The organism is Streptomyces sp. 11-1-2 (assembly GCF_003595545.1).
Taxonomy (GTDB): domain Bacteria; phylum Actinomycetota; class Actinomycetes; order Streptomycetales; family Streptomycetaceae; genus Streptomyces; species Streptomyces hygroscopicus_B.
In genome coordinates this window covers 122832-134704 of sequence record NZ_CP022545.1, presented here as the reverse complement: position 1 = coordinate 134704, position 11873 = coordinate 122832, and the positions used below count along the sequence as shown (strand labels likewise).

11 protein-coding genes and 1 pseudogene are annotated in these 11873 nt (G+C 69.3%); 4 read left to right on the top strand and 8 right to left on the bottom strand.

From position 1 onward, the window contains the following. Nucleotides 1-5: 5 nt before the first annotated feature. The gene (locus CGL27_RS00605) at nt 6-281 is read left to right on the top strand and encodes an MFS transporter (protein ID WP_162952825.1); all 276 of its coding nucleotides are present in this window, start codon (nt 6-8) and stop codon (nt 279-281) included. A gap of 270 nt (nt 282-551) precedes the next feature. On the opposite strand, the gene CGL27_RS00600 is transcribed toward CGL27_RS00605, so the two are convergent. Then, nucleotides 552-1739, bottom strand: a complete 1188-nt coding sequence (locus CGL27_RS00600; RefSeq protein WP_119994180.1) for an IS701 family transposase — start codon at nt 1737-1739, stop codon at nt 552-554. A gap of 205 nt (nt 1740-1944) precedes the next feature. Between CGL27_RS00600 and CGL27_RS51300 the strand changes: the two are divergent. From CGL27_RS51300 to CGL27_RS00585, 3 genes and pseudogenes are all read left to right on the top strand, one after another. Continuing rightward, nucleotides 1945-2262 (top strand): annotated as a pseudogene (locus CGL27_RS51300) (GNAT family N-acetyltransferase); the annotation flags it as partial. A gap of 319 nt (nt 2263-2581) precedes the next feature. Further along, the gene (locus tag CGL27_RS49710) at nt 2582-2884 is read left to right on the top strand and encodes a hypothetical protein (protein ID WP_162952824.1); all 303 of its coding nucleotides are present in this window, start codon (nt 2582-2584) and stop codon (nt 2882-2884) included. After that, on the top strand, nt 2881-3594 hold the full coding sequence (locus tag CGL27_RS00585) for a hypothetical protein (RefSeq protein ID WP_119983770.1): 714 nt from the start codon (nt 2881-2883) through the stop codon (nt 3592-3594). Before CGL27_RS49710 ends, CGL27_RS00585 begins: the two co-directional genes overlap by 4 nt. Before the next feature lie 88 nt (nt 3595-3682). Here CGL27_RS00585 and CGL27_RS00580 read toward each other — a convergent pair whose 3' ends face one another. The 7 genes from CGL27_RS00580 to CGL27_RS00550 form a co-directional block, all read right to left on the bottom strand. Then, nucleotides 3683-4351 (bottom strand): VOC family protein, encoded by a 669-nt coding sequence (locus tag CGL27_RS00580; protein ID WP_119983769.1) that lies wholly within the window; start codon nt 4349-4351, stop codon nt 3683-3685. A 15-nt stretch (nt 4352-4366) separates the two neighbouring features. Beyond that, a complete protein-coding gene (locus CGL27_RS00575; protein WP_119983768.1) occupies nt 4367-5725 on the bottom strand; it encodes an MFS transporter in 1359 nt (452 codons plus the stop codon). 164 nt (nt 5726-5889) lie between these two features. Further along, nucleotides 5890-6765, bottom strand: a complete 876-nt coding sequence (locus CGL27_RS00570) for an amidohydrolase family protein (RefSeq protein WP_240450289.1) — start codon at nt 6763-6765, stop codon at nt 5890-5892. Between the two features lie 94 nt (nt 6766-6859). Further along, the gene (locus CGL27_RS00565; protein ID WP_119983767.1) at nt 6860-7330 is read right to left on the bottom strand and encodes a hypothetical protein; all 471 of its coding nucleotides are present in this window, start codon (nt 7328-7330) and stop codon (nt 6860-6862) included. Nucleotides 7331-7387: 57 nt separating this feature from the next. Then, complete coding sequence (locus CGL27_RS00560) at nt 7388-8578, bottom strand: FAD binding domain-containing protein (RefSeq protein ID WP_119983766.1); 1191 nt, start codon at nt 8576-8578, stop codon at nt 7388-7390. 2 nt (nt 8579-8580) lie between these two features. Next, entirely contained in the window at nt 8581-9975 is a 1395-nt protein-coding gene (locus tag CGL27_RS00555; protein ID WP_240450288.1) for an MFS transporter, read from the bottom strand. Between the two features lie 110 nt (nt 9976-10085). Next, nucleotides 10086-11588 carry an aldehyde dehydrogenase gene (locus tag CGL27_RS00550; protein WP_240450287.1) on the bottom strand — a complete coding sequence of 501 codons (1503 nt, stop codon included), beginning with the start codon at nt 11586-11588 and terminating at the stop codon, nt 10086-10088. Between the last annotated feature and the right edge of the window lie 285 nt (nt 11589-11873).

Below are 11873 nucleotides of genomic sequence, written 5' to 3'. Positions count from 1 at the left end.
GGACGGTGCCAGTGCTCGCCGGAGTGGCGATCACCGGTGTCGGCCTCGGAACGATCTATCCCGCGACCAGCGCGCTCACGCTTCAACGCGCCAACGCTCGACTGCCCGGGACCGCGATGGGGTCGATGACCTCGCTGTGGGACCTGGGGATCCTCGTCGCCGGTCCGGTCAGCGGGCTGCTCGCGGGTCGGCTCGGGTATCCGACAGCGTTTGCTGTCGCCGCCGGTATCTCCGCTACGGCCTTGCTGCTCACTACGAGCTTGCAGCCGTCTCCACAATAATCACGACCTACGGCATCGCCACCACCCACACCAACAGCACCCCAGACGCCATGTTGGACGCCCACCACACCGCACACCCCATACGGGACAACCTCTAGTACTCCAGCAGCGTTTCGCTATCTGGCCTGGTCAGGGGTGTCGTCCGGAGTGTAGTGGGCTGGTGGTGTGTCAGGGGCGGTCTTGCCGGAGTGCCCCTCCAACGAGTGGAGTCGTCGCCGGTAGTGGCAGTGGCGGGCGACGAGCTGGCGCCTGCGGCGCCAGCGTGACCAGTTAGCATGTGCGCGCGAAGCGACCGGTCGGGTCGGCGGTTGCCGGTGAGGCGAGGCGCCAGGAGCCGCTGGACTTCTGCCACGGTGAGCGGAGCCAGGGGGCCGGAAGCGTTTCTGCACCCCCCTTTGCTCCCGCGTCGGCCGCCATGACCGCGAGGTAGGCATGGGCAAGCATGGCCAGGGTGATGTGCCGGTACCAGCCGATGTAACGGCGGACCTCGTACTGGTCCAGGCCGCACTCGTTCTTCGCGGCCTGGAAGCACTCCTCGATCTGCCAGCGCATCCCGGCGATCCGCACCAGGTCGGCCACCGCGGCCTCCCGTGGGGCGTAGGCGAGGAAATACGCGATCTGCTCGGGCTTGCTGGGACTGCGGCGGGCCAGTGCCCACCGCCGACGGACGGGAACATCGCCCTGGTAGTCGAACTCGGCCACCGTGGGCAATTCCAGTGCCGCCCAGTGGTAGAGCCGCGGCCCCTTGGCCCCGTCGCCGCACGAGATCGGCTCCCATGCCTCCACGGGAGCCTGAGCGAAGAGGTGGTCGATGCGCGGGCCGAAGACCTGCTGGGACTTGGGCACTGCGAGCACATAGCCGAGACCGGACTGCTCCAGCAGACGGCGGAAGCGTCCCTCTTGCCCGTAGGCGGCGTCCGCGGCCACCCAGGCGAGGGGGAGATCGGAGGCCAGGGCACGCAGTACGAGGCGCTTGGCCAGCTCTCCCTTGGTGGCGAAGCCGCGTTCGTCGGGGACTTTCGCCGCCCGGCAGCGCTCGCGGTCGTCCGTCCACGACCTGGGCAAGTACAGCTCCCGGTCCACCAACGCCCGTCCGGTGCTGGTGGCGTAGGCGGCGAAGACACCGATCTGGCAGTTCTCGGTGCGGCCGGCGGTGCCGGAGTATTGGCGCTGCACTCCGGCCGAGGTGGTGCCCTTCTTGATGAAGCCGGTGTCATCGATGACGAGCACCCCGCCGTCATCGCCGAGGTGCCTGGCGACATATGACTGCAGGTCGTCGCGGACGTCGGCGGCGTTCCAGGTTGCTCCATTCAGCAACCGCTGGAGGCCATCGGGGGTGCGATGCCCGGCGAACTGGGCCAGTTGCCAGCCGTTCTTGCGGCCGACAGGGGCGAGCAGGCCCCGCACATAGTCCCGCATCCGGCGCCGCAGGTCGGCACGGCCAAACCGGTGGCCGATGCAGAGGAAGAGGTCGTCGAGTTCTCGTTCCCAGGCCGCGTCCGCATGTTCGTCGATCACGTTGGGAGGCTGTCCGTATCACAGCCCGGCCATTTCCCCGATCCACTCGTTGGAGGAGCGGTCCGGCAAGACCGCCCCTGACACACCACCAGCCCACTACACTCCGGACGACACTCCTGACCAGGCCAGATAGCGAAACGCTGCTGGAGTACTAGTCGTTAACCGCCGCGATGTGGGTGACTTCATCGGGTATTGCGGGCTCACCGTGGGGCGAGCTTCCGTCGATGAGCCTGAGATCGCGTACGAGTTGTTCCGGCGTGTGCACGGACAGGGCTATGCGACTGAGGCGGCCTCCGCAGTGCTTGACGCCGCGATCACGACTGGGCGGAAGCGACTCTGGGCGACGGTGTGTTCCTGGAATGCGCCGTCGTTTCGCGTCCTCGAAAAGCTTGGCTTCGAGCGTGACCATGTCTCGGCAGATGGCCGTGGCGAACTCGTGTGGCTCACACGCTCCCTGCCGTAAGGGGCACGTTTCAGTCGCTTGAATGCGACCGGACGAGCAGCTCCGGCGGACCGGATCACTGGGAACGAGAAGCGAATCGGACCAGATCAGCTGAGACCGAGACCAGGCCGACCGAGACGGGACAGGGGTGCTGGTTTTCGGTGGTTTCTTCCTGGTGAGTGGCCAGGGCGTCGTTCAGCGGCCCCACCAAGGCGACTTCAACTGGCCCTATCCGGAGGGCGAGTCGGAGGTTCTGAGGGGCGGCGGCGAGGCGAAGTGGCCCCACTTCGGGCCTTGCGGTGGGACAGTGGTTGTGGTCCGCCGAGGGTGGGTGCTGTGGATGTATTTATCCAAGCAGGAGCTGTTTGTCCGTATCCGCCGGGGCAGCTGGCAGATGAAGCTGTCGATCCGGGCGTTGTCGAGGAAGTACATCGTCCACCGGCGTCTGGTGCGCGAGGCGTTGGCCTCGCCGGTGGCGCAGCCGCGTAAGCGGCCGGTGCGGGTCTCGCCGCGGATGGAGCCGTACAAGAAGACGGCCGACGAGTGGCTCCGCGCGGATCTGGAGGCGCCGCGTAAGCAGCGGCACACGGCCAAGCGGCCGTTCGACGGGCCGGGCCAGATGCTCCATGATCCGCAGTCGTGACGACGCCGAAGCAGTTCCTGGTCCGGGCTGCCGCCCGCAACAACGCCGAGTGGTGCGCAGCGATGAGCCGATCGCACGGCTTTACGGGCGAGTTCGGACCACAAGCCTGGGCCGCTCCGGCTCGCACGCCGTTCTACTACCCCGACGCGGTGACGCTGGTGCCGGGCGCCGACCGGGCCGCGCTGGCGGCCCGGATCGACACCGCCGCCCCCGGCGCCTCCGTCAAGGACAGCTTCGCCGACCTCGACCTGACAGAGGCCGGTTTCCAGGTGCTGTTCGAGGCACAGTGGATCCACCGCCCGGCGAGTCCGCCCGCCGCCTCGTCGGATCTTGCCTGGGACGTGGCAGATGACCCGGACACGCTGCGCGCGTGGGCGCTCGCCTGGGACAACGGAGACGGCAACGCGGACCTCTTCCGACCCGAACTGCTCCACGACCCAGCCACCTCCGTGCTCGCCGGACAGTCCGCCGATGGCCGAGTCGTCGCCGGAGCGGTGGCGAGTCGCAGCGACCACGTGATCGGAATCTCCAATGTCTTCGCTCTGGACGGCGGCCCTGACGCAGCCTGGCCGGGCGTACTGGACGCGGTGAACCGGCTGTTCCCCACCCTGCCGGTGGTCGGCTACGAGCAGGGCGACGACCTGGTGGCCGCCATCCGTCATGGCTTCGTCCCCGTGGGTACGCTGCGGATCTGGCTGCACGGCTCGTAGGCGGACCGGCTCAGGGACCGCCCGCCCCCTTCGCGATCCCCATGGGGAAATTGCGGGCGCGGTGTGGGATCCAGTGGACTCACGCACGTCACCGAGGCTCGGTAACCGCCGTGCGGCGGACCACCACCTCACCCTCGTCCGTGGCGACGGCGACCGCGTACAGACCGGGCCGCCCGCCGTTGTACCTCAAGGGAAGGTCGGCGGCGCCATCGCCCAGCCACGCACGCATGTCCGCCTCGGTGCCGCCGACCTCCATCCACATGATTCCCTGGGGCGTGTTCCGCTGCCCGCTGCACGGCTGTGCCGCCGGGTGCTCGGCGAGGTCCTCGATCAGGAACACGTTGGGCACCCCCCGCTGCCAGCAGGGGATCGTCTCGGGAACACGGATAGCGTTGCGCTGCACGCCGTCCGTCCGCTTGCGCAGCGGCTTGTCGATGGTGCTGGTGCCGAAGTGCTCGGCCAGCTTCTCCAGTTCGTCGCGTGAGTCGACCCGCAGGCACCAGCCGATGAACACGTCGCCGCCTTCGATCTGGTCGTAGAACCAGCGGGCGTTGGGGTTGGTCTGCGGCGAGTAGGCGTCGATGACGCTCTCCACCTCGATGTACTGGTCCGGTCCGAGTGGGACGATGCGGTTGGCGATGCCGAGGTGGGGGAACCAGCCCCCTTCGTACTGTCCGAACCCGGTTTCCGCGCAGAGCTGTTCGGTGCCGGCGTAGATGTTGCGGGACCCCAGCGAGATGTGGTCGATCGTGAGCATGGTGTTCGTCCTTCTTCAGTGGGTGGTGACTTTTTCGGCGTCGCCGTGGTGCGGGGTGGGCGTGCGGGAGGTGGTGGTGCGCGGCCGTATCCGGTTGCCGGCCACGGTGACGACGGCACAGCCGATGAGCGAGGCGGCGATGAAGTACAGGCCGCTGTTGTAGTTTCCGGTAGCGTCGCGGAGCCATCCCACGATGTAGGGCGCCAGGAAGCTTCCGATGTTGCCGAGCATCGTGGTGAGGGCGATGCCGACAGACATGGCGACGGGTCCGCGCAGGTGTCCGACCGGGATCTGCCACATAAGGAAGAGAGCGGCGTAGATACCGGACGTGAGCAGGACCGTACCGAGCAGGGTCAGCCACAGGTCGGTGGCGTTGGCGGCCAGCACGGTGCCGGCGGCGGCCAGCAGCGCACCCCAGGCCACGTGCCATACTCGCTCGTTGCGCCGGTCCGAGCTGGACACCCAGAAGATGGCGACGAGTGTCGCGGGGATGTAGACGGCCCCGGAGAGCAGACCCGTCTGGACCACGTTCAGCTTCGTGTGGGCCTGCTGGGCGAAGCCGGCGATGATCAGCGGAAGGAACGCGGTGATGGCGGCGAATCCGACCCATAGGAGGCTGACGCCCGCGGAAAGGGTGATCAGGCGGAGGTCGCGCAGCCGCTGCAGAACGTCGCTGAAACGAATCTTCTGCTTCTCCATGGCGGTCTCGGCCGCGGTGACCTCCAGCAGGGCCGCCCGTTCCGGCTCCGTGAGCCAGGTGGCGGTCGCTGGAGAGTCGGTCAGGAAACGCAGCAGCACCAGACCGATGATGATCGTCGGCGCTCCCTCAAGAAGGAACATCCACCGCCATCCCGCCACGCCCAGTACGCCGTTGGCGTACTGGATGATGGCCGCGGACAGCGGGGTTCCCAGGATCGCGTAGAACGGCAGGCAGACCAGAGCGGTCACCCGGCCGCGCATCCGCGGTGGGAACCAGATCGTCAGATACATCAGCATGCCGGGGAGCATGCCTGCCTCGACGGCGCCCAAGGCGATTCTGATCGCGATGAGGCTGCTCTCGCCCTGGACCAGGCTGGTCAGCACGGCGACGACGCCCCAGCAGATCGTGAGCAGACCGAGCCAGCGCCGTGGCCCCAGCCGGTTGAGTGCCAGGTTGCTGGGGACCTGCAGAGCGATGTATCCGGCCGAGAAGATCCCGGTGGCGAAACCGAAGGCGGAGGCGCTGATGCCGAGGTCGGCATTCATGGTCAGCGCGGCGGTCCCGAGGTTGACCCGGTCGAGGTAACCGGCCGTGTAGAGGAGCAGGACCAGTGGGCCCAGGCGTCTCAGGGCTTTTCTGACGGCCTGGCGTTCGGCCAGGGAGGAGTCTGACATGTGGGTTCCCTTCTCGGAACGGCTGTCTGCCTGTCTCGGCGGGGGAGGGAACGGCGTCGCGTCGTGCCCGTCCCCGCCCGGCGAACGCCGTTCGCCGGGCGGGCACGTATGGGCCGGTCACGGTGGGGAGCCGCAGGTGAGTGAGGTGGGGTGCAGTGGACCCGTCACAGGCCGAGGAACGCCCGCGCGTTGGCGGTGAGCGTTCCGGCATCCGGTCCGTGGTCGGTGGCGAAGCGGACGGGGTCCGGCTGGGCCATGTCGAATGGGTAGTCGCTCCCGCAGACGACACCGCCCTCGGAGGCGTGCGCGGTCAGCAGCCCCATCAGTGCGGGATCGTGGGTGACGCTGTCGAAGAACAGCTCGCCGAAGACCTCGTCCGGCGGCCGGGTCGAGTGGCGGCGCACATCGGCCCGGGTGTGCCAGCCGTGGGTCCACCGGCCGAGCAGCCCCGGTGCGCAACCGCCGCCGTGCACGAAGCAGATCCGCAGCCCCGGCAGCTCTTCCTTGATGCCGCCCAGCAGCAGCGCGGCGACGGCGGTGGCGCTCTCGACGGGGTTACCTATGAGGTTGGGGAGGTAGTGCTCCGACCATTCCGGCCGGGGCAGTTGCATCGGGTGGACGAGCACGGCGAGGTCGAGATCCACGGCGTCGGTGAGGATGTGGCGCAACATGCCCCGGTCCAGGGAGCGGCCGGCGAGCAGCGGCGGTATCGCGATCCCGGCGATGCCGTCGGTCCCGGCCAGCCGCTCCATCTGGGCGCGAGCCTCATCGGAGTCGTCGAGACTCACCATGCCGAGCCCCATGAGCCTGCCGTCGGCATCGGAGACCACGACGGAGAGCGCGTCGTTGAAGGCGGAGACATACGCACCGGCCCCCGGCACACCTCCCACGGGGAACGCGAACGGCGGCGCGGACAGGACCCGCACACCCACCCCCGCGGCGCGCATGTCCTCGAGGATGGCGGGGACGTCACTCATCGCCCGGGTCGGGATGGACAGCGGCATGTCGCCGAGGTGGAGTTGGCCGTCGCGGTCGTGCATGTGCCCGTACGGGGCCCCCGGGGGAGGCCGAACAACTCGGTGGGCAGCCAGTGGGCGTGGACGTCGATGACGCCCTGGGCGAGCGGGGTGCTGATCACGGTCGCGGCTCCTGCCGGGCGTCCGGCCCGTGGCCGTGGATGTCCAGCGGCGCGTTGGCGCTGTCGAGGTGTTCGACGGTGGTGAAGACGAGCTCGGTGCCGCCGACGTTCTCGATGTCGTGTAGGAGGTACTCGCCCGGGCCGAAGGTGAAGTGGCGGGTCTCCCCGGCGTCGTAGGAGACCTCCCGGGTCGTGCCGTCGTGCGTGTGCTGGCGGCTGCGGCCCGCGTTCACCGCGGTCCAGAAGTAGTCCAGGACGTGCCGATGGGCGTGCCAGCGCTCGCCGGGGGCGAGCCGGATCTCCCAGACCCGCACCCGCGGTGTCTGGCTCAGCAGCCGGGAGCCGACCCGGCCGTCGTGGGAGTGCGCCTCGAACTCGGTACGCAGCTCCCGGGTCCATCCGTCGAACCCGGTGGCGACGAGGTCGCCGGCCAGTGGCAGGTCCGCGAGAAAGTTCTCGCTGGTCATTGTGGCTCCTTGTGTGTGGTCGGTGGTGGGTCGGGGGCGCCCGGGTCCGCGGTGGGGTCAGTGCCCGGGACCGTAGAGACCGAACCGCAGGCTCGGATCGCCGGGCGTCCAGGTGTTCGCGAACTGGGACCGCTCGCCCATGGCGACGACCCGCTCCAGCAGCCGGGCACTGAGTTCGAGCTGGACCGGCTCCCACTTGCGCAGGGCGGCGCTGACGTCGCCCTCCGCCTCCCGCAGCGCGGCGACCAGGGCCCAGGCGTCGGCCGCCGCCTTCGCGGTGCCGGCCGCGGCGTGCGGCCGGGCCGCACACGCCGCGTCACCGATCAGTGCCACCCGGCCGTCGGTCATCCGGGACGCGCGCGCATCGGAGACGACCTGGACGTACGGCGCGGCGGTCGAGGTCACGACCTCGGCCGCGGCGGGGGACAGCATCCGCCGCGCGGCGTCCCGCATCTCGTCCACGTAGCGGTCCTGGACCTGGGAGGGGTGGATCGACACCGTGCCGGGAAAGCCGCGCTTGTCGATCAGCATCTCGGACAGCTCGGGGCCCTCGGGCACGTTCCGGTACCAGACGTAGTTCATGAGCCGGTCCTGTGGCCCGGTACCGCCTTCGCCGGGGATCGGGTAAAGCGTGATGTGGGAGTGGGGCACCACGGTGTAGGTGATGGAGTCCTTCAGCAGCTCGCGGGTGCCCTCGGACAGGTCCTTCTCCGGGACCGTTCCGCGCCATCCGATGTAGCCGGAGTAGGTGAGATCCGCGGCCGGATCGAGGCGCCGGCGCCCGATGGAGGTGATTCCGTCGGCGAAGACCACCAGATCCGCCGTCACTTCACGCCCGCTCACGAACCGCACGGTGACGGACCGGTCGTCCTGGTCGAATCCGCAGGCGTACTCGCCCAGATGGTAGTGGTCGGTTCCAAAGTCGCCGAGTAGGGCGCGGTAGAACGTGCCCCATGATGTGTAGCTCCAGGTCCGCCGCTCGCGGTGCACGATCCGGTTGTCGGTGTCCAGGTACTGGACCCAGTCCGTGGAGGTGCTGAGGTTCTCCGGATGCTGGTCACTGCGCTCGGTGAACCAGCGCAGGGTGTCCGGCTGTAGCACGATGCCGCTGCCGCGGCCGTCGAGGGCGGTGGGGGTCCGCTCGAAGACGTCGACCGTGAAGCCCAGGTCGCGCAGGAGGAGGGCGGTGGTCAACCCGCCGATCGACCCGCCGATGACCGCCGCGGTGGCGCCGTCGTACGCGTTCATGTCTACATCTCCTTGCTGGTGATCGGCCTGGTCCGCGGCTGCGCCTGGACCGGGCCGGGGGCAATGGGGTCGCTGGGGAGTTCGGCTCCGCGTGTCTCCGGTGCGAAGGCGAGACCGGCCGCGGCGATCAGTCCGACCGCGGCGACACATGTGGTCGCCAGGCCCAGGTCTCCGTCGAACCACGAGGCGGCGATGACGCTGGCCACCAGCGGGCCGGCCGCGGTGATGATCCGCCCGATGCTGTTGCACAGGGCCATGCCGGTGGCTCGCACACTGGGCGGGAAGAGTTCGGGGCCGTAGACGAAGGTGCCTGACAGGGCCCCGAACAGGCCGAATCCGACGACCGGCAGGGCGAGCAGGAACTCGCCGTAGCCGTGCTGGAAGGGGAAGAGATAGCAGACGCTCACGGCGGAGACGGCGAAGCTGATGGCGAAGGCCTTGCGCCGGCCGAACGCGTCGGCGAGGAATCCCCACGAGGCGTAGCCGAGGATGCCGCCCGCGTTGAACAGCATCGAGGCGACCGCGACATGGCTGTTGGCCGTGTCCGGGGACAGCGCGTCGTCGGCGGCGACCTGGCGGATGATCTGGGGATACCAGGTCGACACGCTCCAGAAGGCGATCAGCGAGCCGGTGGCCAGCGCCGTGCAGATCGCCGTCCGGTTCAGCAGCGGCGCGGCGAGCAGCCGGCGCAGGACGAACCGGTCCGCCTCGGTGACCTGGCCCTGCGACTTCCGTATCCGGCGTGCGGCGATGGCGCCCCGGATCTCCGGGGGCTCGGGAACGTAGCGGCGGATGAACCACACGAGGAGGGCGGGCGCCACCGCGATGCCCATCATCAGCCGCCAGCCGTGGTCGCCGAGCAGCTGGTAGGCGAGCGCGGCGATGAAGAAGCCGGCCGCGTAGCCGGACATCATCACGCCGCAGGCCCGCGCCCGGTAGCGGTTGCGCCATACCTCGGCCACCAGCGCGGCCCCGACCGGGGCCTCGACGCCCGAGCCGAGCCCGGCGACGAACCGGAGGGCGCCGAGTTGCCACCAGGTGTCGGCGAACGCCGCCAGCGCGGTGAACACCGCGTAGGTGACGATGCCGACGGACAGCACTCGGACCCGCCCGAAGTAGTCGGCGAGCATGCCGAACAGGAGCCCGCCGACCGCCCAGCCGGTGAGGAACAGGGCCACGGTCAGGCCGCCGTAGAACCCGATACCGTCGGGGCTCACCCCGATGCCGCTGTGCGGCAGCAGCTCGGTCATGGCCGGGCCGAGGACCAGCGCGTAGAGGCTTCCGGCGAAGCCGTCCAGGGCCCAGCCCATCGTCGTCCCCAGCAGGACGAGCCATTGCATTCGGGTGATCTCCGCGCGCCAGCCGCGAGCGGGCCGGGCGACCTGTGTATTCGACATGGGCGGGTCCTTCGTTGGACGTTGCCGGACGGAAGTCGTCGTGGGAATGAGGGGGAGCCTCTGGAGGTGGGAGAGGGGAGGGGAGGGGGAAAGCGCCGTGGGACAGTCGGTCAGTTGAGACGGCCGGGCTCGGTGCTGCCGTACCAGTCGACGTCGTCGGCGGAGGTGCGCACCACGACGGTCTTGACCCAGGTGAAGTCGTCGAAGGACTCCTGGCCGGCATCCCGTCCGGTGCCGGACTCCTTGATCCCGCCCCACGGGAGCGACGGCTCCAGCCGATGGTGATCGTTGACCCACACCATTCCGGCGGTGATGCGGTCCGCGACGCGGTGACCACGGCCGATGTCACGGGTCCAGACGCCGGCCCCGAGACCGAAGCGGTTGTCGTTGGCCATCGCGACCGCGTCGTCCTCCCCGTCGAAGGGCACGACGACCGCGACCGGTCCGAAGATCTCCTCGCGTGTGACGGTCATGGACATCGTGGCGTCGGCCAGTACGGTGGGCTGCACGTAGTAGCCGGAGCCGAGCTCGGCCGGCAGGTCGGGTATGGCCCCGCCGGCGGTGATCCGGGCGCCCTCCTGTGCACCGGTCGTGATCAGACGCAGGACCTTGTCCCGCTGGACCCTGCTGATCAGCGGTCCCAGCTGGGTCCCCGGCTGCGCCGGGTCGCCGATCCGGATCGCCGACGCCCGTGCGCTCAGCGCCTCGACGAAGGCGTCGTAGCTGCCGCGCTGGACGAGGAACCGCGAACCGGCGACACAGGACTGGCCCGCCGCCACGAAGGCCGCGAACGCCGCCCCCTCGGCGGCGACCAGCGGGTCGATGTCGTCGAAGACGACGATCGGGGTCTTGCCACCGAGCTCCGCGGTGACGCGGGCGAAGCGGGCCGCCGTGGCGACAGCCGCGGCCCGTCCGGCCTCGGTGCCACCGGTCAGCGTGATCTTGGCGATGTCGGGATGCCCGGTCAGCCGTTCGCCCACCTCGCGCCCACCGGTGACGACCATGACGACGTCCTCGGGCAGTCCGGCATCGCGCAGGATGCCGAGCAGAGCCAGTGTGGTCAGCGGCGTCATTTCGGAGGGCTTGATCACTACGGTGTTTCCGGTGGCCAGCGCGGCGGACAGACTGCGCGCGAGGATCAGCAGCGGGTGGTTGAACGGGGTGATGATGCCGCACACGCCGAGCGGTGACCGGCGCTGGTAGGTGAGGTAAGGGCCGTCGCCCGGCAGGACCGCGTCCCGCTGGGCGGCCAGCAGGCCCGCGTTGTAGCGGAACCACTCCGGGACGCGGGCGAGCTGTGCCCTGGTCTCGGTGATGGGACGGCCATTGTTCCGCGTCTCCAGCTGGAACAGCGTCTCGGTGTGTGCCTCGATCGCGTCGGCGAAGCGCAGCAGGTGCCTGGCTCGCTCACTGCGCGGCATGCGTGGCCACGGACCGGAATCGAAGGCCGTCCTCGCCGCCTCCACCGCCTTGTCCACCTCGGCGACCGTGCTGTCCGGGACGGTGCGTATCACCTCGCCGGTGGCCGGGTTGATGATCGCCCTATCGCGGCGAGCGACGCCGTCGGCCGGCGGCGCGGCGGTGTCAGGGCGCTGGGTGTTGGTCTGGTTCATGGGCTGTCCTTATGACGGGCACAGGGCTGCATGACGGGCACAGGGCTGCATGTTTCGGCGCGGCAGGGAAGGGGAGCCGTGTCCGCGCCCCGATGCGGTGGCGTGCGGTCGAGTATGGGGACACGGTTCACGTATCTCTATGTCCGGGGAGATATATTCGAGCTTGATGTATGTCTTCATCGACACTCTCGTCCGTGCCATGCTGAGTACATGTCGACGCCGTCACGGAAAGGTGCGGGCCCTGCCCGGTCGAGCGGAAGCGAGTCGCACGCCGAGCTGCGGCGC